Source organism: Stenotrophomonas daejeonensis (genome assembly GCF_001431505.1).
Lineage (GTDB): Bacteria > Pseudomonadota > Gammaproteobacteria > Xanthomonadales > Xanthomonadaceae > Stenotrophomonas > Stenotrophomonas daejeonensis.
This window is the reverse complement of the sequence record NZ_LDJP01000056.1, coordinates 38,397-62,755: the sequence shown is the minus strand read 5'-3', so window position 1 is coordinate 62,755 and position 24,359 is coordinate 38,397. Positions and strand designations below refer to the sequence as shown.

The window sequence follows — 24,359 nt, the reverse complement described above, 5'->3', positions numbered from 1 at the left end:
AGAGTTCGTGCTAATCAGGTCCCGGTAAAGCCCGGTCGCGCACCAAGGTGCGCTCCTACGGATGGCGGGAGCTGGAGGATTCGAAGTGGGTATCGTGATTGCAGTAGTAGCCAGCGCACTGGCCATCGCCTTGCACGTGGTGCTGTACCTGCTGTTCCGCCGCTGGATGGACCGTGACCTCGCGCTGTCCTTCGCCGGCGACGACGCGGGCAAACGCGGGTACATGCGCGAGTGTTTGCAGCGGGCAAGGCAGGAAGGCGTGCGCCATCGCGACTTGCCGGCGTGGCTGGAGCGCGAAGCTGCCCACTATGTGCCGTAGCTGCTGGGCTCCTGCATTCATTGCATGTGGCTCAACAGTTGGCAGCCACTTCCCGAATGGAAACGGCGCCTTCAGGCGCCGTTTCCGCATGCGTTCGGGCGCCCCGGCTCAGAGCCTCAGAGCGCGTAGCCGAACTGCTGCTTGAACTGCTCGTTGAACTCGTCGAAGTCGAAGCGCTGGTTCTGGGTGCCGGGGTGCTCCACCTTCAGCGCGCCCATCAGGTTGCCCATGCGGCCGATGGTCAGCCAGTCGCGCCCGGTCTGGATGCCGTGGATCAGGCCGGCGCGGAAGGCGTCGCCGCAGCCGGTGGGGTCGACCACGCGGCGTTCGTGTGCCGGCGGGATGTCATAGGTCTTTTCCGGGGTGTGGATCACCGCGCCCTTCGGGCCCTGGGTGGTGATGTAGGCCTTGACCCGCTGCACGATGTCCTTCTCGCCCCAGCCGGTGCGTTCCTGCAGCAGGTTGGACTCGTAGTCGTTGACCACCACGTAGTCGGCCTGCTCGATGAACTCGCGCAGCTCCGGGCCGTTGAACAGCGGCATGGCCTGGCCGGGGTCGAAGATGAACGGCACGCCCATCTGCTTGAACTCGACCGCGTTCTGGATCATGCCCTCGCGCCCGTCCGGGCCGACCAGGCCCAGGGTCACGCCCGGCACGTCCTTCACGTGGTTCTCGTAGGACCGCATCATCGCGCCGGGGTGGAAGGCGGTGATCTGGTTGTTGTCGTGGTCGGTGGTGATGAACGCCTGCGGGGTGAACAGCTCGTCGATCACCCGCACCCGCGACAGGTCGATGCCCAGCGCGTCGAAGTGCTCGCGGTACGGGCCGAAGTCCGAGCCCACCGTGCCCATCGGGATCGGGTCGCCACCCAGCAGGTGCAGGTTGTAGGCGATGTTGCCGGCGCAGCCGCCAAACTCGCGGCGCATGCGCGGCACCAGGAACGACACGTTCAGGATGTGCACCTTGTCCGGCAGGATGTGGTTCTTGAACTGGTCCGGGAACACCATGATGGTGTCGAAGGCAAGGGAACCACAGATCAGTGCGGACATCGCGGGAAGGCCTGGCAAGTGAAAAGGAAAACCGCCTCCCTTCGGGCGCGGGCGGGGTGGCGCGGGCGGCGCGCCAAGGTGCGAAGGTTAGCGGCTGAACCGGCGCACGGCCAGAACCCCGCCGCCACCGAGGGGGGCGGAAACCGGTCCAAAGCCTGATGTCGCAACGGATTCTCCTTGCCGCTGCCGGGGGGGATTGATAGGCTAACCGCCCTCGTTTTCTGCCCATTTTTTCGCCATCCGGCGCGGGCGCGACACCCTTTCCAGGACCACTCCCCAGATGTTCAAGAAGCTGCGCGGCATGTTCTCCAACGACCTGTCCATCGACCTGGGCACGGCCAATACCCTGATCTACGTGCGCGGGCAGGGGATCGTGCTGAACGAGCCATCGGTCGTGGCGGTGCGCCAGGACCGCGCCATCGGCGGCACCCGCTCGGTCGCCGCGGTCGGCGCCGAGGCCAAGCAGATGCTCGGCCGCACCCCCGGCCACATCACCACCATCCGCCCGATGAAGGACGGCGTGATCGCCGACTTCACCTACACCGAGGCGATGCTCAAGCACTTCATCAAGAAGGTGCACAAGAGCCGCGTGCTGCGCCCGAGCCCGCGCGTGCTGGTGTGCGTGCCGGCCGGCTCCACCCAGGTCGAGCGCCGCGCGATCAAGGAATCGGCCGAGGAGGCCGGCGCGCGCGACGTCTACCTGATCGAGGAGCCGATGGCCGCGGCGATCGGCGCCGGCATGCCGGTCACCGAGGCGCGCGGCTCGATGGTCATCGACATCGGCGGCGGCACCACCGAGGTGGCGGTGATCTCGCTCAACGGCATCGTCTACTCGGCCTCGGTGCGCATCGGCGGCGACCGCTTCGACGAATCCATCACCAACTACGTGCGCCGCAACCACGGCATGCTGATCGGCGAGGTGACCGCCGAGCGGATCAAGATGGAACTGGGCTGCGCCTACCCGCAGGCCGAAGTGCAGGAACTGGAGATCACCGGCCGCAACCTCGCCGAGGGCGTGCCGAAGATGATCAAGATCAACTCCAACGAAGTGCTCGAAGCGCTGCACGAGCCGCTGTCCGGCATCGTCTCGGCGGTCAAGCTGGCGCTGGAGCAGACCCCGCCGGAACTGGGCGCCGACGTGGCCGAGCGCGGCATCGTGCTGACCGGCGGCGGCGCGCTGCTGCGCGACCTGGACAAGCTGCTGTCCGAGGAAACCGGCCTGCACGTGCAGGTGGCCGACGACCCGCTGACCTGCGTGGCGCGCGGCGGCGGCCGTGCGCTGGAGCTGGTGGACATGCACGGCAACGAGTTCTTTGCGCCGGAATGAGGCGGGGAACAGGGGACGGGGAACGGGGAATGAAAGATCATTGGTTTTCCCGGTATTCCCCGTTTTCCCCGTGCCTGCCGTTGTTTCCATCCGGGATTCCCGTGCCGTGCCATGACCACGGAAGGCGTCGCGCACGTCCATTCCCCGTTTCCCATCCCCCGTTCCCAGCAGCCACACCGTGCCCCCCTACGCCGGCCCTCCCGTAGCTTCCCGACAGGGTGACGCCGCCAGCACGCTGCGGTTGTTGGCGTACCTGGCGCTGGCGATCACGCTGATCGTGTTCGACGACCAGGGCAACTGGCTGGCGCGGCTGCGCGCGCAGGCCGAACTGGTGGTGCAGCCGGCGTGGGCGCTGGCCGGGCTGCCGGGGCGGGTGGGCGCCTCGGTGCGCGACAACGCCGCCAGCCACAACCAGCTGGTCGCCGAGAACCGCGCGCTGCGCAACGAACTGTTGCTGGCCAACGCACGGCTGACCCGGCTGCAGACCGCGGCGCTGGACAACGCCCAGCTGCGCGAACTGCTGAACGTGGCCGAGCGCGGCGGGCTGGACGTGCAACTGGCGCCGATCCTCGACATCGACCTGGACCCGGTGCGGCAGCGGCTGGTGCTGGACGCCGGCAGCCGTGCCGGCGTGCACGTCGGCCAGGCGGTAATCGACGCCGGCGGGCTGATGGGGCAGGTGATCGCGGTGACCCCGCTGCATTCGACCGTGCTGCTGCTGACCGACCCGGACCATGCGGTGCCGGTGACGGTGGCACGCAGCGGCGTGCGCCTGGTCGCCTACGGCCGCGGCGACCGCCTGGTACTGCGCGACATCCCGCTCAGCGCCGGGGTCGAGGTGGGCGACGAGATCGTCACCTCGGGCCTGGGCGGGCGCTTCCCGGCCGGCTTCCCGGTGGGCAGGGTGGTCGAGCTGCAGCCGGACGACTCGCACGCCTTCCTGCTGGGCGAACTGGAACCGGCGGCGAAGCTGGACCGCGGCAAGGACGTGCTGTTGTTGCGGAGAGCGGGGAACGGGGAACGGGGAACGGGGAATGACGGTGCCACGAGTACCGCAGATTCCGTCGCTTCCCCCCCTTCCACGCCGGCAGCGCAGCAGGATGCAGTGCCGGCTACCTCCCATTCCCCGCCTCCGAAGGAGGCCACCCCATGAACCGCCTGCGCAACCGCACCTGGGTGCTGCCGGTCAGCGTGGCGCTGGCGCTGCTGCTGGGGCTGGTGCCGCTGCCGGGGCTGCTGCAGCCGCTGCGGCCCTATTGGCTGGCGCTGGTGCTGGCCTACTGGGTGATCGAGACGCCGGACCGGGCCGGGCTGGGCTTCGCCTTCTGCATCGGCCTGCTGGCCGACCTGCTGTACGGCGGCATCCTCGGCGAGCAGGCGCTGCGGCTGGTGGTGATGGCCTTCATCCTGCAGCGCTTCCGCGCGCGCATCCGCTTCTTCCCGCTGTCGCAGCAGGCGCTGGCGATCGGCGGCCTGCTGGTCAACGACCGCATCATCGACGCCGCCATCCACCTGTTTGCGGCCGAACCGGTGCTGCCGTGGAGCTACTGGTGGGCGCCGTTGCTGGGCATGGCACTGTGGCTGCCGCTGTACGTGCTGCTGGACGCGCTGCGGCTGGGCAAGCGCGGGCGCTGACGTGCACGCGCGGCGCCAGCAGAAGAACCCGCATGCCGAGGTCGAGCAGTTCCGGCGCCGCGCGGCGCTGGGTTTTTTCGGCGTGCTGCTGGGGCTGGGGGTGCTGGGCGGCTGGTATTTCAAGCTGCAGGTGCTGGACCACGACGTCTACGTCACCCGCTCGGAGGCCAACCGCATCAAGGCGCGGCCGGTGGTGCCCGGGCGCGGGCTGATCTACGACCGCAACGGCAAGCTGCTGGCCGAGAACGTGCCGGCGTTCCGCGTCGACGTGACCCCGAACAAGGTCGAGGACATGGCCGCCACGCTGGCCGGCCTGCGCGAAGTCTTTTCGCTCGGCGACGAGGACATCGAGCGCTTCAACCAGTCGCGCAAGGCGCGCCGCAGCTTCGTGCCGGTGACGCTGAAGCTGCGCGTGTCCGAGGAGGAAATGGCGCGTTTCGCGGTGGATCGCTGGCGCTATCCCGGGGTGGAGCTGGAACCCTACCTGACCCGCCGCTACCCCTATGGCGACCTGCTCGCGCACGTGATCGGCTACGTCGGCCGGGTCGACGACAAGGACCTGCAGGAGCTGGGCGAGGGCAACGCCGCGTTGACCCACATCGGCAAGTCCGGGCTGGAGCGCTATTACGAGCGCGAACTGCGCGGCAAGGTCGGCTACGAGCAGGTGGAGACCAACGTGCAGGGCCGCGCCATCCGCACCGTCGGCCGGGTGCCGGCGCAGTCGGGCACCGACCTGCGGCTGTCCATCGACATCGACCTGCAGCGGGCGATGGTCGAGGCCTTCGGCGAGCAGGAGGGCTCGGCGGTGGCGATCGACCCGCGCAGCGGCGAGATCCTGGCGATGGTCAGCCTGCCGTCCTTTGATCCCAACCTGTTCGTCAACGGCATCTCGCACGCCGATTTCAACGCGCTGAACGAGAACCCCTCGCGGCCGCAGTTCAACCGGCTGGTGCTGGGCGGCGTCGCCCCGGGCTCGACGGTCAAGCCGTTCCTCGGCCTGGCCGGGCTGGACAGCGGCCTGCGCCGGCCGGAGGACAAGATCCTTTCGCGCGGCATGTTCTACCTGCCCGGCGTCAGCCGCGGCTGGGGCGACGCCAACCGCGGCGGCCACGGCTGGACCGACCTGCGCAAGTCGATCGCGCAGTCGGTGAACACCTACTACTACCAGCTCGGCATCGACATGGGCGTGGAGCGCTACGACGAGTACATGGGCGGGCGCTACGGCTTCGGCCAGCCCACCGGCATCGACCTGCTCGGCGAGATCGACGGCATCCTGCCGTCGCCGGCGGCCAAGCACAAACTGCGCAACGAGCGCTGGTACCCCGGCGACATGGTCAACGCCAGCATCGGCCAGGGCCTGTGGAAGGTGACCCCGCTGCAACTGGTGCGCGGCGTCGGCGGGCTGGCCACCGGGCAGCTGCGGCGGCCGCACCTGGTGGTGGAGCAGCGGGTCCGCTTCGACCACGACTGGGCGCCGTTGCCGCAGCCCGCGGCCAAACCCATCAGCCCCAACCCTTCCAACCTGCGCGCGGTGCAGGAAGGCATGATGGCGACCATGCAGCCCGGCGGCAGCGGCTGGCGGGTGGCGGCCGATGCCGCGTACCGGATGGCCGGCAAGACCGGCACCGCGCAGGTGGTCAGCCGCAAGGGCACCGCCGCGGTGAACCCCAAGAGCCTGCCGATGCACCTGCGCCACCGCGCGCTGTTCATCGGCTTCGCCCCGGCCGAGGCGCCGGAGATCGCCATCGCCATCGCGGTCGAGGGCGGTGGCTACGGTGGCTCGGCGGCGGCGCCGATCGCGCGCAAGGTGTTCGATGCGTGGCTGCTGGGAGCGGAGCCGGAAACCGGCGGTCCCGCGCCGGCACAAGCGTCGTCCTCGCCGCCCGTTGTCGCGGCTGCCCCGGCCGTGGCGGACACGCCGCAGGCCGGCGCGCCCGTGGACGGATCCGCCGGGTCCCCGACGTCGCCTCCGGCGGCCGATGCCGCTCCCGCCCCGGTGCCCGAAGGGAGGCAGCCATGAAGGATTTCCTGCGCTGGCTGAAGGGCCTCGCGCACTGGCTCGGCCGCGGGCTGGACTGGCCGTTGCTGATCGCGCTCGGCGCGCTGATGGGCATTGGCCTGGCGGTGCTGGACAGCGCCGGCGGCAGCGGCCTGGTGATGGCGCAGGGCGCGCGTTTCGGCGTCGGGCTGGTGGCGATGTGGGCGATCGCGCGGGTGCCGATCCTGCGCATCCGCGCGTGGACGCCGCTGGTCTATGCGATCTCGATGCTGCCGCTGCTGGCGGTGTTCGTGCTGGGCACCGGCAAATACGGCCGGCAATGGCTGAACCTGGGCTTCTTCTACCTGCAGCCGGCCGAACTGCTGAAGGTCAGCATGCCGATGATGGTGGCCTGGTACCTCAACCGGGTGCCATTGCCGCCGCGGTTTTCCACGGTGCTGGTGGCCGCGGCGATCCTCGGCGTGCCGACCGCGCTGGTGATGCTGCAGCCGGACCTCGGCACCGCGGTGCTGATCGCCGCCAGCGGCGTGTTCGTGCTGTACCTGTCCGGGTTGCCGTGGTGGTGGTTCATCAGTGCCGGCGCGCTGGGTGGCAGCGCGGTGGCGGTGGTGGTGTTCGCGCCGATGTCGTGGTTCTCGTTCCTGCGGCCCTACCAGCAGGACCGCATCATGACCTTCCGCGATCCGGACAACGACCCGCTGGGCGCGGGCTGGAACATCATCCAGTCCAAGATCGCCATCGGCTCCGGCGGCCTGACCGGCAAGGGCTGGGGCCACGGCTCGCAGTCGCACCTGAACTTCATCCCCGAGCAGACCACGGATTTCGCGTTCTCGGTGCTGAGCGAGGAATTCGGCTGGATCGGCGTGGCGCTGGTGCTGGCGCTGTACCTGTTCGTGATCGGCCGCTGCCTGTGGATCGCGGTCGAGTCCCGCGACGGCTTCTCGCGGCTGGTGGCCGGCGCCACCGGCCTGTCGTTCTTCGTCTACGCGCTGGTCAACGGCGGCATGATCTCCGGCCTGCTGCCGGTGGTGGGCGTGCCGATGCCGTTGATCAGCTATGGCGGCACCGCAGCGGTGTCGCTGCTGGCCGGGTTCGGGCTGGTGATGGCCGCACGCGTGCACCGCCCGGTCCACGGTGGCTGAACGCGGGGATTGCACGGGTTTTGATCTCGGTCATCCCATTTGCTTCACAAAACCCTCACAATTGCGCCCGCCACCGGCCGCCATCGCGCCGTGGCAATACCGGGGTCCGTCGAACGGGCATGGGGAGATGCCCGCCGACGTCGGAATCCGGTCCGGGCGCCGGCCGCACCTGTGGGATGGGGGTGCGGCCGGTGCCCGGATTCTTGATGGAGCACCCACCGGGTCACGACTCCGGGGAAACCCTGTGGGAGCGGCGCATGGCCGCGATGCTCTACCGGCACAGCCCCAAAGCATCGCGAGCAACGCTCGCTCCCACACCGCAGCAGCAGCCTCGTAGATGCGGGGCTCGCCCCGCATGGGGTTTTGCCGGGAGAGCCTCGCACCGGGCAAGCCCGGTGCCTACGACAATCGGCGCGTCGTGAATCCTGTGGCACCCACCAGGGCAATATTCACCACGCGCTTCTCCTTGCAATTCATGATCTTGGCGCTGGAATTTCGACCTTGACCTGTTAATCTCGGCCGATGATCCGTCGTGCCCTTGCCTGCTGTCTCACCCTGGGCCTGGTCGCCTGCGCGACCCGGCCGCAGGAACCCGTCTCATCGACCAGCGCCACGCCGCCGGCCAGCGCGCCGAGCGAGGCCGCGCCGGAGCGCAAGCCCGACCTGCCGCCGGTGGACCTGACCCCGGTGCCGTTCGAGACCGCCCGCGCCAACTTCGTCCGCGACACCGCCGCCCGCTACCGGCTGGACCCGGCCTACATCGAATCGGTGCTGGCGCAGGCGCAGATCCGCGAGCCGATCATCGCCGCGATGTCGCGCCCGGCCGAGCGGGTCAAGCCGTGGAACGAATACCGGCCGATGTTCATCAGCCAGGCCCGCATCGACGGCGGCAAGGCGTTCCTCGCCGAGCACCGCGAGCAGCTGCTGCGCGTGCAGGAACGCAGCGGCGTGCCGGCCGAGGTGATCGTGGCGATCATCGGCGTGGAAACCAGCTACGGCCGCAATGCCGGCAACCACCGCGTGCTCGATGCGCTGTACACGCTGGCGTTCAAGTACCCGCGCAGCGGCGACCCGGAGAAGCTCGAACGCGAGGTGCGCCGCGAGCTGTTCTTCCGCGACGAGCTGGCCAAGCTGTTCGAGCTGGCGGCGCTGGAGAAGCTGGACATCACCACGCTCAAGGGCAGCTACGCCGGGGCGATGGGCATGGGCCAGTTCATGCCGTCCAGCTACCTCGACTATGCCGTGGACGGCGATGGTGATGGCCGCCGCGACCTGTTCGGCAGCTTCGACGACGTGTTCGCCTCCATCGCCAACTACTTCGTGAAGAAGGGCGGCTGGGTGCGCGGCGGCACGGTGGCGGTGCCGGCCACGCTCGACGCCGGACGCGAGGAACTGAACCCCACCGACTGGACGCCCAACCTCACCCTCGACGCACTGGCCGCGCAGGGCTACCGCCCGCTCACCCCGGTAACCGCAGCGGGCGCCACCGCCACCCCGATCACGCTGGAAGGCAGCGGCGGCAAGCAGTACTGGCTGGGCTTCCAGAATTACTATGCCATCACCCGCTACAACCTCTCCAGGATGTACGCGATGGCCGTGTTCCAGCTGTCGCAGGCCATCGCCGGCCGCGAGCTGCCGCCGGCATGAAACCGCGCTGGCTGGCGCCGCTGCTGATCGTGCTCGGGCTGGCCGCCTGCAGCAGCGCGCCGAAGAAGCCGGCCGGCGCCAGCCACGGCAAGCCGGCGGGCAGCGTGGTGCAGGGCCACCAGGGCCGGCCGGCGCATTGCCCGGAAGGCTCGCCCTACGCCAGCGCGCAGGAAGACCCCGGCACCCGCGGCCACTACCGCGCCGGCGGCCTGTACCGGCCCGGGGTCAAGGACAGCACCCCCGACTACGTGCCCGACGTGGCCTGCATCCCCGAGCCACTGGTCCGCAACGAACCGCGCTCGGCCGTCGGCAACAAGTCGCCCTACGTGGTGCTGGGCCGGGAATACAAGGTGCTGGACAAGGTGGACGGCTACACCGAGCGCGGCACCGCCTCCTATTACGGCGCCAAGTTCCACGGCCGGCTGACCTCCAACCGCGAGGTCTACGACATGTACGCGTTCACCGCCGCGCACAAGACCCTGCCGCTGCCCAGTTTCGCCCGCGTCACCAACCTGGACAACGGCGAGTCGGTGGTGGTGCGGGTCAACGACCGCGGCCCGTTCCACGATGGCCGGGTCATCGACCTGAGCTACGCGGCGGCGGTGCGGCTGGGCATCACCCAGCGCGGTACCGGCCGGGTGGAAGTGCGCGCGTTGACGCCCGGCGACGACCTGCCGCGGCAACCGCGCGACCGCGCCATCGCCGCGACGCCGGCACCGGCCGCGCCGAGCCGCATGGACCAGCTGGTCGAGCGGCTGCCGGCCACGCCCGTGGCCACCGCGCCGCAAGCGGCGGTGACCAGCGCTGCCGCCATCGAGGACGTGGCCGTGGCGGTACAGGCATTGCCCGCTGCCGCACCGCTGGCCAGCACCGATGCGGCCCCGCCCGGGCCGGTGGCGGCCACGCTCGGCGGCGTGCTGCTGCAGGTCGCCAGTTTCTCCAGCCGCGACAACGCCACGCGCGCGCTGGGCCAGCTGAGCTCGGCCGGCATCGCCGGCGCCACGCTCAGCGACGTGGTCAGCGGCGGCCGCACCCTGTGGCGGCTGCGGGTGAGCGCCGACGACCTGGCCGGCGCCGCGGAACTTGCCGGCCGCATCGCCGGTCTGGGTTTCGGCAAGCCGCAGATCGTCCGTGACTGACCCGCGTCCCGGTGCCGCCCGGAACGCATCGACGCATCCCCCTACAATGACGGCACGTTTTCCATTCCTCGCTGCAACAGGAACCGCTTTCCGATGAAATTCCGCTTTGCCGCCGCCCTGGCGACCACCCTGGCCGTTGGCCTGGCTTCCGCCCAGACTCCCGCGCCGACCCCGGCCGCCGCCGCGCCCGCCCAGGTGGCGATCCCGCCGGCACCGGCGCCCTCCGCCGCCACCGCGTGGGTGCTGATGGACTACGCCACCGGGCAGGTGCTGGCCGGCGAGAACATCCACACCCCGGTGCCGCCGGCCAGCATCACCAAGGTGATGACCTCCTACGTGCTGGCGGCCGAGGCGAAGACCGGCAAGATCGGCCCCGACGACCAGGTGATGATGAGCGAGCGCGCCTGGCGCGAGGGCGGCGCCGGCACCGACGGCAGCTTCAGCGGCTTCCCGGTCAACAAGACCGCGCGGTTGGAGGACATGGAAAAGGGCATGGCGGTCCAGTCCGGCAACGATGCCGCCATCGCCCTGGCCGAGCACGCCGCCGGCAGCCAGGAGGCCTTCGCCGCGCTGATGAACAGCTATGCCGCCAAGCTCGGCATGAAGGACTCGCACTTCGTCAACGCCCACGGCCTGACCGCCGAGGGCCACCAGTCCAGCGCCTACGACCTGGCCCTGCTCGGCCGCGCCTTCGTGCGCGACTACCCCGAGACCTATGCCTACAACAAGATCAAGGAATTCACCGTAGGCAACATCACCCAGCCCAACCGCAACCTGCTGCTGTGGCGCGATGCCAGCGTGGACGGGATCAAAACCGGCCATACCTCGGCCGCCGGCTACTGCCTGCTCAGCTCGGCCCAGCGCGGCGACCAGCGCCTGATCGCGGTGCTGATGGGCGGCAGCTCGGAGAAGCAGCGTGCCGACGACAGCCTGGCGCTGCTGAACTGGGGCTTCCGCTTCTTCGAAACCCACCGTCTGTACGAGCCGGGCAAGGCGGTGACCACGCAGAAGCTGTGGAAGGGCGCGGCCGACGAAGTGCAGCTGGGCGTGGCGCAGCCGTTGCTGGTCAGCGTGCCGCGCGGCCGCTACAACGACCTCAAGCCGAGCATGGACGTGCCCCGGCAGCTCGTCGCCCCGGTGGCCGCCGGCCAGCAGATCGGCATGGTCAAGGTGGCGCTGGACGGCAAGGTGATCGCCGAGGCACCGCTGGTGGCGGTGGCCGCGGTCGAGCAGGGCGGCTTCTTCAGGCGCCTGTGGGATGCCTTCTGGATGTGGTGGGAGTCCTGACCCTGCTCCGATCGAACGAAAAAGCCGGCGCAAGCCGGCTTTTTCATGGCGCACTTCCCGGTGCGTGGCCCTCCGAGCGGCTTCGTCGTGAAAAACGGCTGTCCTGCCGTTTTTCCATGCGCGCGACGCGGGTTACAGCGTCCGGCTGATGGTGAAGCTGCCGAACACCGGCAGTTCCTTCTGCCCGGCGAACTCGCGGGTGCGGTGGTAGCGGGCCAGCGCGAACTTCCACTTGCCGCGCATCACCGCCACGCCGTAGCCGATGTCGGCCACCAGCGGGCGCTTGTCCACGCTGTGGCTGTTGCGGAAGGTGTTGCCGTCCAGGGTGATGTCGCGCAGCACCCAGCGCGCGTCGGCGGTGAGGAACAGGTGGCCGGACCAGCCCTGCGCGCGCCCGGTGCGGGTGGGTGCGGTGTTCTCGCCGGCCGGGCGCGCCGGCGAACTGCCGAAGTCGTCCGGCAGCTTCCAGCCGAAGCGTGCCTCGCCGCCGACGTTGGCATGCGTGTCCAGGTTGCCGATCGCGCCGCCCCAGTGGCCGATGGCGTCCCAGCCCCAGCCCGTTCCGTTGGCCGACGGCCAGCGCCGCATGCGCTCGTGCAGCAGCCGGAACACCGGCTCGTCGCGCAGTTGGTTGCCCCAGCCCATGAACTTCTCGTCGCCGAGCAGGCCGTGCACGGCGTCCTGCACCTGCTTGCCCTGCGCCGACGGGCCGACCATGCCCAGCGCCAGCTGGGTGGTGCGCAGGCGGTCGCCGTGGCGCGCGTTGTAGCCGAAGTTGGCCAGCAGCACCGCGGCGTAGGGACGGTCGTCCTCGATCAGGTCCGCGCGTGCGTGGTCGGTCGGGGTGAACAGCCCCTGGCCGAAGCTGAAGATCATGTTCTGCTGCTCGAACTCGCCCGGGTGCAGGCGCTCCAGGTGGCGGTTCACCCAGCGCGCCAGCCGCGGCAGGCAGGGGTCGTCGGTGTAGTCCGCCAGGTTGGGCGATACCAGGGTGAGCAGGGCGCCATTGGTATAGCCCTGGTCCTGGTCGCGGCCGCCGAACAGGTCGTTGTCGATGCGGAAGTTGACCGCCGGCGGGTGGTCCTGCAATGCGCTGCGCGGGCAGGTATCGGCCGCATAGGCCGGCAGGGCCGTGCCGCATGCCAACGCCAATGGCAGCCATGCCGGAATCTTCATCCGCTCGTTCTCGGGTCGGGAAACAGGGCGCAGCTTAGCGGGGCGGCGTGGCAACTGCAGCGGGGCCGGGCGGATCACATCGTTGCGGGGTGACGTGCGTTGTGGCAAACCACCGGGTGCCTGCGGTAGCATCGCCGCCGACCGGCCCGTGTTCTTCCGGGTGCGCCGCATGGCGCCAAGGGATCGCCGCAAGGTCGCCAAGCCAATGGAACGCACCGCAGACGGTGCAGGTAACGGGGGTTACACGAACATGCGTAATGTTTTCTCGCCGCTGGTTGCAGCGGCCATCACCGTGGGCATCGCCGCGGCCGTGGTCGGCCAGCCGGCACAGGCCGCTTTCAAGAAGAAGGGCACCCAGGCACAGGAGCAGCGCAAGCAGGCTACCGCCGAGATCCCGGTGTGCCAGCGCCCGCTGGGCACCATTTCGGTCATCGAGCCGGAGGATTCCACGCACTGGTGGACCGGCCAGCAGCTGCCGGCACCGTCGCGGCTGATCAAGGTGTTCGTCAACCGCTCGCGCTGCTTCACCCTGGTGGACCGCGGCGCCGGCATGGCCGCCAGCCAATACGAGCGTGAGCTGGCCGCCAGCGGCGACCTGCGCGGCCGCTCCAACGTCGGCAAGGGCCAGATCAAGGCCGCCGACTACGTAATGGTGCCGGACCTGATCTCGCAGAACAGCAATGCCGGCGGCAACGCCATCGGCGGCCTGCTCGGCGGCCTGGTCGGCGGCCGGGCCGGCGCGGTCATCGGCGGGCTGAACTTCCGCAGCAAGACCGCGGACGTGGTGCTGACCGTGACCGACGTGCGCTCCTCCGAGCAGGTGGCCATCTCCGAAGGCTCGGCGCGCAAGAGCGACATCGGCTTCGGTGCCGGCGGCGGCCTGTTCGGCGGCAGCGGCTTCGGCGCGGCCGGCGTTGGCGGCTATGCCAACACCGAGATCGGCCAGGTCATCACCATGGCCTACCTGCAGGCCTATACCGACATCGTCGCCCAGCTCGGCGGCCTGCCGGAGAACGCCTCGGCGGCCAGCGCCCAGCAGGCGGTCACGGTGGTCCGTGCCGGGCGCCTGCTGGCCAACGCCCAGGGCACCGGTGCGGCGGTGCGCTCGCTGGACCCGGGCATGATGCTGTACCCGACCGGCAACAAGGAAGGCGTGATGTGGGAGGTCGAGGACGAGCTGGGCAACAAGGGCTGGGTGTCCTCCACCCTGCTGGAACTGTCCAAATAAGCACGCCGTACCGGCCACGGCCGGTACGCCTTCGGTAGGTGCCGGCCGTTGGCCGGCACATGCTCCCGGAGGAACGGCAACGCAGCTTTCCGCGAAAGGGCCGCTTCCAGCGGCCCTTTCGTCGTATGCGGACCTTGGGTTTGCGGCCCCGCGGCCCGATAATGGCGGGCATGGAAATCAAGTCCGACAACCCCGACCACGGCTTCCAGTTCCCGGGCACCTTCGAGCTCAGCGCGATGGGCGCGGCCAACATCGGCCTGGAACATGAACTGCCGCGGCTGCTGCAGCTGTCCGGCGTGGACGTGCTCAGCGAGCGCATCAGCTGGAAGCATTCGTCCAACGGCAAGTACGTGTCCGTGCGCATCGCCTTCAAGGCCGACAACCGCGAGCAGTACGACGCCGCGCACGTGGCCCTGCGCAACCACCCGGAAGTGAAGTGGACGCTGTGAACGCCTGCGCGGCCGTCCCGGCACGCGGCGCGCCGCTGCCGGCGACGGTACGCGACCTCGGGCGCCAGCCCTACGAACCGGTGTGGCACGCGATGCAGCGCTTCACCGACGCGCGCGGCGACGCCACCGGCGACGAGCTGTGGGTGGTCGAGCACGAGCCGGTGTTCACCCTCGGCCAGGCCGGCAAGGCCGAGCACGTGCTGGCGCCGGGCGATATCCCGGTGCTGCACGTGGACCGCGGTGGCCAGGTGACCTACCACGGCCCCGGCCAGATCGTGGTCTACCCGCTGCTGGACCTGCGCCGGCTCGGCATTGGCGTGCGCGACTACGTATGCCGCATCGAGCAGGCCATCATCGACACGCTGGACGAGTGGAACATCGCCGCCGAGCGGCGCGAGGGCGCGCCCGGCGTCTATGTCGGCGGAGCCAAGATCGCCGCGCTCGGCATCCGCGTGCGCCGCGGCTGCAGCTTCCACGGGCTGGCCTTCAACGTCGGCCTGGACCTGGAGCCGTTCCACCGCATCAACCCGTGCGGCTATGCCGGGTTGGCGGTGACCTCGGTGCTAGACTTGGGCGGTCCTTCGGGCATCGACGCGGTCAAGCCGGTGCTGCTGTCGCACCTGGCCCGGCAGTTCGGCCTCGAACTGCACGCCACCCCCGAATCGCCCGACCTGACAACGCGGTCCTGAGGCCGCCGGTAACGCCATGACTGAATCCACCAGCCGCTCCATCCCCCTGCAGGTCCTGCAGGACGACGTGCCGCCTGCGCCATTGCAGACCGGGGTCAAGCAGATCGGTGGCGACAAGATCGGCCGCTCGCCGGTGCAGTTCGCCGACGCCCCGGTGCTGCGCAAGCCGTCGTGGATCCGCGTGCGCATCCCCTCCGGCAACGCCGTGCAGCAGCTCAAGGCCAAGCTGCGCGAGAACCGGCTGGTGACGGTGTGCGAGGAGGCCAGCTGCCCGAACATCCACGAGTGCTTCGGCCACGGCACCGCCACCTTCATGATCCTCGGCGAGGTCTGCACCCGCCGCTGCTCGTTCTGCGACGTCGCCCACGGCCGGCCCAAGCCGCCGGACGCGGCCGAGCCGCTGCACCTGGCGCAGACGGTCAAGGACATGGGCCTGAGGTACGTGGTGGTCACCAGCGTCGACCGCGACGACCTGCGCGATGGCGGCGCCGGCCATTTCGTCGATTGCATCAGCGCCATCCGCGAGTTCAGCCCCGGCACCAAAATCGAAATCCTGACCCCGGATTTCCGCGGCAAGGGCCGCATGGAGCGCGCGCTGGAGATCCTCGCGGTCAACCCGCCGGACGTGTTCAACCACAACATCGAGACGGTGCCGGACCTGTACCGCAACGTGCGCCCCGGCGCGGACTACCAGTGGTCGCTGACCCTGCTGAAGAACTTCAAGGCGCAGCACCCGACGATCCCGACCAAGAGCGGCATCATGCTCGGCCTCGGCGAAACCTTCGAACAGATCAAGGCCACCCTGCGCGACCTGCGCGCGCACGACGTGGAGATGGTCACCATCGGCCAGTACCTGCAGCCCACCCCGCACCACCACCCGGTGCTGCGCTACTGGACGCCGGACGAATACAAGGAGCTGGAGGTGTACGGCTACGAGCTGGGCTTCAGCCATGTCGCCTCCGGGCCGATGGTGCGCTCGTCCTACCACGCCGACCGCCAGGCCGCCGGCGCCGGTATTGGTTGATGTGCTGGCCCTGCGAGGCGTCGGGGGGTGTAACCCCGACCTACGCCATTACGCAAGCCGATGCCCGAGACGGGCGTCCGAGCGTAACCGCCGAATGGTCGACATCCGCCGGAAAGCTTCAACCGTAGGTCGGGGTTACACCCCCGACGCCCTGCCATGCCGTGGGTCGGGGATGTAACTCCGACCTGCGACGCCAACCGCCCGGCGCGCTGCGCCGCCGCCCGACCAACGGTCGGGCGCTACCGAATGTCCATGCACCACCGGGTGTGCGTGTGCTGCCGGCGCATCGCGGGAAAGGCCATTCACATTCCGCTACAGCCGGCCCGCTAGCCTGCGCATCGGGCCGGATGACAAGCACCGAAACTTCCGGCACTGTCCTGCTGTCCCATCCGGCTGCAGTCTCCCCCCATAGCACGGTGCCACGAGTACGTTGATGAACCATCGAGTTCCCGCTTTCCTGCTGGCCTTCGCGTTGACCCTGCCGGCCGCGCTGCTGGCGCGCGCCGACGCCCCGGCGCTGCCGTCCGCGGCCACGGTCGACCAGGCCACCACGTCCCGGCTGGTGTACGGGCTGTTGTCCGACAGCCGCTATGCCTACCGCCCGCGCGCGCTGGACGCGGCCACCTCGCAGGACGTGTTCGACCGCTACCTGAAGGCGCTGGACGGCGGCAAGCAGTTCTTCACCGCCGACGACATCGAGCACTTCGCGCCGCTGGCCGAGCAGACCGGTGCTGCAATCCGCAGCGGCGAGCTGGAGCCGGCCTTCCAGGTGTTCGCGGTGTACCGCCAGCGCGTGACCGAGCGCGTGGCCTATGCGCGCGGCCTGCTCAAGCAGGAACCGGACTTCACCCTCGACGAGCGCTTCGACTACGACCGCAAGGACGTGCCGTGGGCGAGCGGCGCCGAGCTGGACGAGCTGTGGCGCAAGTCGGTCAAGAACGACTGGCTGCGGCTGAAGCTGGCCGGCAAGCCGGCCGCGGACATCCGCAAGACCCTGGACAAGCGCTACGCCACGCTGCTCAAGGGCATCAACGAGTGGAAGAACGAGGACGTGTTCTCCATCTACCTCAACGCCTACACGCGCGCCGTCGACCCGCACACCGACTACTTCACCCCGCGCACCGCCGAGAACTTCAACCAGGCCATGTCGCTGTCGCTGGAGGGCATCGGCGCGCAGCTGCAGCGCCAGGACGACGTGGTGGTGATCCGCGAGATCATCGCCGGCGGCCCGGCCTCGGTGGACGGCACGCTGCAGCCGGGCGACCGCATCGTCGGCGTCGGCCAGGGCAGGTCCGGCACGGTCGAGGACGTGATCGGCTGGCGCATCGACGACGTGGTGGCCAAGATCCGCGGCGCCAAGGACACCCAGGTGCGGCTGGAATACATCCCCGCCGCCGAAGGCCTAGACGGCAAGCACCGCATGGTCACGCTGACCCGGCAGAAGGTGCGGCTGGCCGAGCAGGCCGCCAAGGGCGAGACGATGACGATTCCCGGCAGTGGCGATGCGCCCGAGCGCCGCATCGGCATCGTCAAGCTGCCCACCTTCTACCAGGACTTCGAAGGCCGCCGCCGCAACGCCACCGACTACGCCTCGGCCACCCGCGACGTGGCCAGGCTGCTGGCCGGGTTCAAGGCCGACAAGCTCGACGGCGTGGTGCTGGACCTGCGCAACAACGGTGGCGGCTCGCTGGACGAGGCGATCGAGCTGACCGGCCTGTTCATCGAGCAGGGCCCGGTGGTGCAGGTGCGCGAATCCGGCGGCCGCGTCACCGTCAACAGCGACCGCAACCCGGCGGTGGCGTGGGACGGCCCGCTGGCGGTGCTGATCAACCGCGGCTCGGCCTCGGCCTCGGAAATCTTCGCCGGCGCCATCCAGGACTACGGCCGCGGCCTGGTCATCGGCGAGACCAGCTTCGGCAAGGGTACCGTGCAGAACGTGGTGCCGCTGGACCGCTGGCCGGCCAGCGAGAAGGAGCGCTTCGGCCAGGTCAAGCTGACCATCGCCCAGTTCTTCCGCGTCAGCGGCTCCTCCACCCAGCACAAGGGCGTGGTGCCCGACCTGGCGTTCCCGGCCAGCGTCGATGCCAGCGAGTACGGCGAGAGCACCTACGACAACGCGCTGCCGTGGACCCGTATCGCCGCGGTGCCGCACACCCGGTACGGCAATTTCGCGCCGATCCTGCCGCAGCTGGAAACGCGCCATGCCGGGCGCATCCAGGACGACCGCGAGTTCCAGTGGTGGCAGGAAGACGTCGAGCAGTTCCGCTCCGAAGCAGCGAAGAAGTACATCTCGCTCAACGAGGCCGAGCGCCGCACCGAGCGCGAGCGCCAGGATGCCCAGCGCAAGCAGCGCCAGGAAATCCGCAAGGAACTGGGCCTGCCGCTGGACCCGCTGGCCGACGACGGCAGCGACGACGGCCTGACCGGCAACGAGCGCGACATCGTCAAGGACGCCGCGCGCGAGAAGGCCGCCGAGAAGCGCCCGGATCCGCTGCTGAAGGAGTCGGCATCGATCCTGTCCGATGCGGTGAACCTGCTGGAGAACGACCGCCCGCTGTCGGCGCAGGTGCTGCCGCAGTCCAGCGGCCCCGGCCGTTGGGCCGATTGAGCGCCGGCAGCACGGCCAACCCGTAGGTGCCGGGCCTGCCCGGCACGGGGCTTCACCGGGAAGGCTTCATGCGGGGCAAGCCCCGCATCTACCCCGTTGGCACGAGGCAGCCGCGGCGGCAAACCGCGGACGCAGTCCGGCGCGCCGGCCATGACCAGGTGAAACGCGCCGGCCACGGCGCTACGGTGGCGGCTGTTTCCAACGACGAGCGGAGTGGCGGATGCAACTGGGCATGATCGGATTGGGGCGCATGGGCGCCAACATGGCGCAACGGCTGCAGCGCGGCGGCATCGCCGTGACCGGCTTCGACCCCGGCGCGGAGGCGCGCGAGCGTGCGGCGGCCGCCGGCCTGCCGGTCGTCGACGGCCTGCAGGCGCTGTTGCAGGCGCTGCCGGCCCCGCGCGTGCTGTGGCTGATGGTGCCGGCCGCCGCGGTGGATGCGCTGCTGGACGAACTGCTGCCGCTGCTGTCGCCGCAGGACCTGCTGGTCGATGGCGGCAACTCCTGGTACCGCGATTCGCAGCGGCGCGCGCAGCGCTGCGGGCAGGCGCGGCTGGATTACGTCGATTGCGGCACCAGCGGCGGCGTCTGGGGCCTGAGCGAGGGCTATTGCCTGATGCTGGGCGGCGCGGACGACGCACTGGCAAGGCTGCGGCCGGCGCTGCAGGCGCTGGCGCCGGCCCCCGACCGCGGCTGGGCGCACGTCGGCCCGGTCGGCGCCGGCCATTACTGCAAGATGATCCACAACGGCATCGAGTACGGGATGATGCAGGCCTACGCCGAAGGCTTCGCGCTGCTGCAGAAGAAGGCCGAGTTCGCGCTGGACCTGCCGCAGCTGGCCGAGACCTGGCGCCACGGCAGCGTGGTGCGCTCGTGGCTGCTCGACCTCAGCGCCGAGGCATTGCAGCGCAACCCGCAGTTGCAGGGCATCGCGCCGTACGTGCAGGACTCGGGCGAGGGGCGCTGGACCGTCAACGAAGCCATCGAGCTGGACGTGCCGGCGCCGGTCATCACCCTGTCGCTGCTGGAGCGGCTGCGCTCGCGCGAGGACAATTCCTTCGCCGACCGCCTGCTGGCGGCGATGCGCGCCGGCTTCGGCGGGCACGCGCTGAAACGGTCCGCGGACGGGTGACGCGGCCGGTAGCCTGAACCGCGTCGCGTTCACTTCCAGCGGGCGGCATGCAATGCTTGCGGCGTTGTGGACGGTGCCGGCGCGGTGGTTGCGGCGCACCCCGCGCGACAAGGAGAAAGGATGTTTTCCCGATTCACCGATGAAGGCTGGGATCGCTGGCGGTTCGCAGGGCTGGGACTGGCCGCGCTGCTGATCGTCGTGGTGCCTTCGCTGACGCTGCTGCGGCTGTCGCGCGACAGCGTCAACGCCGCCAACTGGGTGGCCCACACCCAGGCCGTGAGTGCGCGCCTGTACGTGCTGCAGGCGGACATCCGCGACGTGGAATCGGCGGCGCTGACGCTGTCGCGCGGCATCGAGTCCGAGCCGCTGCGCCAGCGCCTGCAGCACGCCGAGCGCATCAAGGCCACGCTCGACGGGCTGGCCGCGCTGTTCAGCGACAACCCCGACCAGCTGCTGCGGATCGGCCGCATCAGCGCCATGCTCGAGCGGCGCATGGACGTGGCCCGGCAGGTCGCGGCCAGCCAGGACCCGCAGCGCCAGCGCGAGATGATCGAGGAGATGACCTTCAGCTACCCGATCCGCGACATCGTGGCCGAGCTGCAGCAACACGAGAGCGAACTGCTGCAGCGGCGGGTGACCGCCGCGCACAAGCAGCAACGGCTGGCGACCACGGTGACCTGGAGCACGCTGGCGGTGCAGCTGCTGCTGCTCGGGCTGGTGCTGTGGCTGCTGAAGCGCCAGATCGGCCGCCGCACGCGCGCCGAGCAGCGTTTCCTGCGCGCCAGCGCGCGCGCCAACTCGGTGCTGCAGACGGTGCGCGAGCCCATCGTCCTGCTCGACGGCGGGCTGCGCATCATCCTGCACAACACCGCGTTCTCCGAGCTGTACGGCATGGACGACGATCGCCAGGTCAGCGGCCGGCCGCTGCAGTCCATCGGCGACGGCGTCTGGGCCGACGCCATCATCCGCCAGCGGCTGGCCGACGTGCTGCTGCGCGGGCGCGAGCTGTGGGACTACGAGCACGAACAGCGCGGCGCCGACGGCATGGCCCGCACCATGCTGATCAACGCCCGGCGCATGCCGCTGCCGGACAGCGACGACGAAGTGGTGCTGATGACGGTCAGCGACGTCACCCTGCAGCGCCGCGTGCAGCTGCGGGTGGAGGAACTGAACCGGCAGCTGGAAGGCAAGGTCGAGCAGATGGCCGAGGTCAACCGCGAACTGGAGGCGTTCAGCTACTCGGTCTCGCACGACCTGCGCGCACCGCTGCGGCACGTGGCCGGCTTCTCCGACAAGCTCGGCCGGCACCTGGGCGAGGACGCGGACGAGAAGACCCGTCATTACCTGCAGGTGATCGGCGAGGCGGCGCAGCGCATGGCTTCGCTGATCGACGACCTGCTGGTGTATTCGCGGCTGGGGCGCGGGGCGATGCGCCTGCAGGCGGTGGACATGCAGTCGCTGGTCGCCGACACCCACGCGCTGCTGGATTCCAACCTGCGCGCCGAGGCCGGGGCGGACGGCAAGGTCCGCGACGTCGAATGGAAGATCGAGCCGCTGCCGGTGCTGGTGGCCGACGAGAACATGATGCGCCAGCTGTGGCTGAACCTGCTGGGCAACGCGGTCAAGTACACCGCCTGCCGCGAACACGCGGTCATCGAGGTGAGCGCGCGGCAGCTGCCCGACGGCACCCAGCAGTTCAGCGTGCGCGACAACGGCGCCGGCTTCGACATGCAGCACGCCGGCAAGCTGTTCGGCGTGTTCCAGCGCCTGCACCGCGCCAGCGACTACCCGGGCACCGGCATCGGCCTGGCCAGCGTGCGCCGCGTGCTCACCCGCCACGGCGGCCGTATCTGGGCCGATGCCGCGCCGGACCGGGGCGCCACCTTCCACTTCACCCTGCCACCGCCCGCGCCCGACGCGCACCATTGAGGTCCACCCGCATGAATCCGCTCCGTACCATCCTGCTGGCCGAAGACAGCCCCGCCGATGCCGAGATGGCGATCGACGCGTTGCGCGACGCCCGCTTGGCCAATCCCATCGTGCACGTCGAGGATGGCGTGGAGGCGCTGGACTTCCTGCTGCGCCGCGGCGCCTGGAGCGAGCGCGGGGAAGGCCTGCCGGCGGTGCTGCTGCTGGATATCAAGATGCCGCGCATGGACGGCATAGAAGTGCTGCAGCGGATCCGCGCCGAGGAGGAGCTCAAGCGCCTGCCGGTGGTGATCCTGTCGTCCTCGCGCGAGGAAAGCGACCTGGCGCGCAGCTGGGACCTGGGCGTGAACGCCTACGTGGTCAAACCGGTGGACATCGACCAGTTCTTCAACGCGGTCAAGACGCTCGGTACCTTCTGGGCGGTCATCAACCAAGCGCCGGACCAGGAGTAAGGCCCCATGCCCAACAAGGGAGCGCCCTTGGGTCCCCTGCACATCCTGCTGGTGGAGGATTCACCGGAGGATGCGGAACTGCTGTGCGACCAGATGCTCGAGGCCGGCCTGCAAGCCGGCTTCGAGCGGGTCGACAACGAGGCGGCGATGCGCGCCGCGCTGGCCGCGAAGGTGCCGGACATCGTGCTGTCCGACCTGAGCATGCCCGGCTTTTCCGGTTACCAGGCGCTGCGCATCCTGCGCGAACTGCACCCGCAGCTGCCCTTCATCTTCGTCTCCGGCACGATGGGCGAGGACACCGCGGTGCAGGCGCTGCGCGAGGGCGCCAACGACTACATCATCAAGCACCAGCCGGCGCGGCTGCCCTCGGCGGTGGCGCGCGCGGTGCGCGAGGCGCGCGGCGAGCACGAGCGGCAGCGGGTGGCCGACGAGCTGATGCGCGCGCAGCGGCTGGAAAGCCTGGCGCTGCTCGCCGCCGGCCTCAGCCACGACCTGCGCAACATCCTGCAGCCGCTGCTGATCGTGCCGGACCTGATCCGCGACCGCAGCGACGACCCGAAGGTGACGCGGCTGGCCGACGTGGTGGCCGAAAGCGCGCGGCGCGGCCACGAGATGGTCGAGTCGATGCTGTCCTTCGTGCGCGGCTCGCGCCGGCCCAGCGAGCGCATCGTCCTGCCGCGCCTGTTCCAGGCGGTGGGCCTGCTGCTCAAGGGCAGCCTGCCGCGCAACGTCGCGCTGCAACTGGAGGCGGGCGACGAGCGGCTGGTGGTGGAAGCCAACTACACCGAGCTGCAGCAGGTGCTGATAAACCTCGCGTTGAACGCGATCCAGGCCATGCCCGAGGGCGGGCAGCTGCGATTGCTGGCCGAGCGCGCCGACGGCGAACGCCTGCGCATCCGCGTGCAGGACGACGGCATCGGCATGGACCGGGCCACGCAGGAACGCCTGTTCAGCCCGTTCTTCACCACCAAGGACAGCGGCACCGGGCTCGGGCTGGTGTCGTGCCGGCGCATCGTCGAGAGCCTGGGCGGCGAGATCGTGGTGCGCAGCCAGCCGGGGCAGGGCAGCTGTTTCGACCTGCTGCTGCCGTTGCAGGCCGCCGCTGCCGACGGCGCCGCCGATGAAGTGGCGATGCTGCCGGCCGGCCAAGGCCAGCGCATCCTCGTGGTGGACGACGAGGCCACGCGCCTGTCGCTGCTGGGCGACGCGCTGTCCAGCCAGGGCTATCGCCCGAGCGTGGCGCTGGATGGCGCCGCCGCGCTGAGGCTGGTGCAGGAATCCGGCCTGCCGGACGCGGTGCTGGTCGATGGCGGCATCCCGCTGCTGTCGGCCGGGCAGCTGCTCGCGGAGATGCAGGGGCTGGGCTACGCCGGCCCGGCTATCGTGCTGGAGGCCGACGACGGCCCCGCCTTCGCCGATGGCCCGGCGCCGGCCGGCCTGCAGGTGCACGTGCTGCCCAAGCCGCTGGAGATGCAGCGCGTGCTGCGCGCGGTGGCCGATGCGCTGGCGGCGGCGTGATCGCCGCCCGCCGGCCGTATCATTGGCGTTTCCCCCGGCAAGCCGCCCGCGCCAGACAACGATGACCACCGTGCTCCTGAGCCTGGGCAGCAACCTGCGCCCGCGCCATTACCTGCGCTCGGCGCTGCAAGTCCTGCAGGAGCGCTTCGGGCGGATCGTCGCCTCTCCTGCCTACCGCACGCCGGCGGTGGGCTTCGATGGCCCGGATTTCCTCAACAACGCGGTGATGCTGGAAACCGACCTGCCGCTGGCCGAGCTCGACGGCTGGCTGCACGCGGTCGAGGACGCCCACGGCCGCGACCGCAGCGGCCCGCGCTTTTCCGACCGCACGCTGGACATCGACGTGGTGTATTACGGCGACCTGGTGGTGGAAGGGCCGGGGCACCTGCGCATCCCGCGCCCGGAGCTGAAGCACGCCTTCGTGCTCAAGCCGCTGGCCGACATCGCCCCTGAGTTCGTCGACCCGGTGCGCGGGCTGACGCTGCGGCAGATGTGGCAGGCCCACCCGCAGCACGGCGAGGCGTTCGACAGCGTCGAACTGGCGGAGTAAGGCACGGGCGCGGACACCGGCGCGCGTTGCCGCATGCGGCGGCTGCCCCCGATGCTGCTG

The 24,359-nt window shown here is 70.0% G+C and carries 20 protein-coding genes and 1 pseudogene; 19 read left to right on the top strand and 2 right to left on the bottom strand.

All coding sequences use genetic code 11. The features are described from left to right. Positions 1 to 94: 94 nt before the first annotated feature. Positions 95 to 319 carry a hypothetical protein gene (locus tag ABB34_RS09835; protein WP_245625430.1) on the top strand — a complete coding sequence of 75 codons (225 nt, stop codon included), beginning with the start codon at positions 95 to 97 and terminating at the stop codon, positions 317 to 319. A gap of 116 nt (positions 320 to 435) precedes the next feature. Here ABB34_RS09835 and ABB34_RS09830 read toward each other — a convergent pair whose 3' ends face one another. Then, positions 436 to 1,368: a carbohydrate kinase family protein gene (locus ABB34_RS09830; protein ID WP_057641146.1), complete on the bottom strand. Its 933-nt coding sequence runs from the start codon at positions 1,366 to 1,368 to the stop codon at positions 436 to 438. Positions 1,369 to 1,648: 280 nt separating this feature from the next. Between ABB34_RS09830 and ABB34_RS09825 the strand changes: the two genes are divergently transcribed. From ABB34_RS09825 to ABB34_RS09790, 8 genes and pseudogenes are all read left to right on the top strand, one after another. Next, positions 1,649 to 2,695, top strand: coding sequence for a rod shape-determining protein (locus tag ABB34_RS09825; protein WP_057641145.1), 1,047 nt, complete (start codon positions 1,649 to 1,651; stop codon positions 2,693 to 2,695). Between the two features lie 178 nt (positions 2,696 to 2,873). Beyond that, entirely contained in the window at positions 2,874 to 3,848 is a 975-nt protein-coding gene (gene mreC, locus ABB34_RS09820) for a rod shape-determining protein MreC (RefSeq protein ID WP_083490150.1), read from the top strand. Continuing rightward, on the top strand, positions 3,845 to 4,330 hold the full coding sequence (gene mreD / locus ABB34_RS09815; RefSeq protein ID WP_057641144.1) for a rod shape-determining protein MreD: 486 nt from the start codon (positions 3,845 to 3,847) through the stop codon (positions 4,328 to 4,330). The genes mreC and mreD overlap by 4 nt, the downstream gene beginning before the upstream one ends. Before the next feature lies 1 nt (position 4,331). After that, positions 4,332 to 6,170: pseudogene (gene mrdA, locus ABB34_RS09810) on the top strand (penicillin-binding protein 2); the annotation flags it as partial. Positions 6,171 to 6,346: 176 nt separating this feature from the next. Further along, positions 6,347 to 7,471 (top strand): rod shape-determining protein RodA, encoded by a 1,125-nt coding sequence (rodA, locus tag ABB34_RS09805; protein ID WP_057641142.1) that lies wholly within the window; start codon positions 6,347 to 6,349, stop codon positions 7,469 to 7,471. 522 nt (positions 7,472 to 7,993) lie between these two features. After that, positions 7,994 to 9,118: a lytic murein transglycosylase B gene (gene mltB, locus ABB34_RS09800; RefSeq protein ID WP_057641141.1), complete on the top strand. Its 1,125-nt coding sequence runs from the start codon at positions 7,994 to 7,996 to the stop codon at positions 9,116 to 9,118. Then, a complete protein-coding gene (locus tag ABB34_RS09795) occupies positions 9,115 to 10,257 on the top strand; it encodes a septal ring lytic transglycosylase RlpA family protein (RefSeq protein ID WP_057641140.1) in 1,143 nt (380 codons plus the stop codon). Before mltB ends, ABB34_RS09795 begins: the two co-directional genes overlap by 4 nt. Before the next feature lie 93 nt (positions 10,258 to 10,350). After that, positions 10,351 to 11,544, top strand: coding sequence for a D-alanyl-D-alanine carboxypeptidase family protein (locus ABB34_RS09790; RefSeq protein WP_057641139.1), 1,194 nt, complete (start codon positions 10,351 to 10,353; stop codon positions 11,542 to 11,544). A 132-nt stretch (positions 11,545 to 11,676) separates the two neighbouring features. Here the strand turns inward: ABB34_RS09790 and ABB34_RS09785 are convergent, their stop codons facing one another. Continuing rightward, a complete protein-coding gene (locus ABB34_RS09785; protein ID WP_057641138.1) occupies positions 11,677 to 12,720 on the bottom strand; it encodes a lipid A deacylase LpxR family protein in 1,044 nt (347 codons plus the stop codon). Positions 12,721 to 12,970: 250 nt separating this feature from the next. Between ABB34_RS09785 and ABB34_RS09780 the strand changes: the two genes are divergently transcribed. The 10 genes from ABB34_RS09780 (at position 12,971) to folK (ending at position 24,299) form a co-directional block, all read left to right on the top strand. Then, positions 12,971 to 13,948, top strand: coding sequence for a CsgG/HfaB family protein (locus ABB34_RS09780; RefSeq protein WP_057641137.1), 978 nt, complete (start codon positions 12,971 to 12,973; stop codon positions 13,946 to 13,948). A gap of 170 nt (positions 13,949 to 14,118) precedes the next feature. Further along, positions 14,119 to 14,397: a DUF493 family protein gene (locus ABB34_RS09775; protein ID WP_057641150.1), complete on the top strand. Its 279-nt coding sequence runs from the start codon at positions 14,119 to 14,121 to the stop codon at positions 14,395 to 14,397. Next, positions 14,385 to 15,086, top strand: a complete 702-nt coding sequence (gene lipB, locus ABB34_RS09770) for a lipoyl(octanoyl) transferase LipB (RefSeq protein WP_057641136.1) — start codon at positions 14,385 to 14,387, stop codon at positions 15,084 to 15,086. Before ABB34_RS09775 ends, lipB begins: the two co-directional genes overlap by 13 nt. A 16-nt stretch (positions 15,087 to 15,102) precedes the next feature. Next, the gene (gene lipA / locus ABB34_RS09765; protein WP_057641135.1) at positions 15,103 to 16,110 is read left to right on the top strand and encodes a lipoyl synthase; all 1,008 of its coding nucleotides are present in this window, start codon (positions 15,103 to 15,105) and stop codon (positions 16,108 to 16,110) included. A gap of 433 nt (positions 16,111 to 16,543) precedes the next feature. Then, positions 16,544 to 18,718 (top strand): carboxy terminal-processing peptidase, encoded by a 2,175-nt coding sequence (locus ABB34_RS09760; protein ID WP_057641134.1) that lies wholly within the window; start codon positions 16,544 to 16,546, stop codon positions 18,716 to 18,718. A 220-nt stretch (positions 18,719 to 18,938) separates the two neighbouring features. After that, on the top strand, positions 18,939 to 19,850 hold the full coding sequence (gnd, locus tag ABB34_RS09755) for a phosphogluconate dehydrogenase (NAD(+)-dependent, decarboxylating) (RefSeq protein ID WP_057641133.1): 912 nt from the start codon (positions 18,939 to 18,941) through the stop codon (positions 19,848 to 19,850). 120 nt (positions 19,851 to 19,970) lie between these two features. Further along, entirely contained in the window at positions 19,971 to 21,779 is a 1,809-nt protein-coding gene (locus ABB34_RS09750; RefSeq protein ID WP_057641132.1) for a sensor histidine kinase, read from the top strand. 11 nt (positions 21,780 to 21,790) lie between these two features. Continuing rightward, on the top strand, positions 21,791 to 22,231 hold the full coding sequence (locus ABB34_RS09745; protein WP_057641131.1) for a response regulator: 441 nt from the start codon (positions 21,791 to 21,793) through the stop codon (positions 22,229 to 22,231). Positions 22,232 to 22,237: 6 nt separating this feature from the next. Next, the gene (locus ABB34_RS09740; protein ID WP_057641130.1) at positions 22,238 to 23,749 is read left to right on the top strand and encodes a hybrid sensor histidine kinase/response regulator; all 1,512 of its coding nucleotides are present in this window, start codon (positions 22,238 to 22,240) and stop codon (positions 23,747 to 23,749) included. A 61-nt stretch (positions 23,750 to 23,810) separates the two neighbouring features. Then, positions 23,811 to 24,299 (top strand): 2-amino-4-hydroxy-6-hydroxymethyldihydropteridine diphosphokinase, encoded by a 489-nt coding sequence (gene folK / locus ABB34_RS09735; RefSeq protein WP_057641129.1) that lies wholly within the window; start codon positions 23,811 to 23,813, stop codon positions 24,297 to 24,299. Positions 24,300 to 24,359 lie beyond the last annotated feature (60 nt).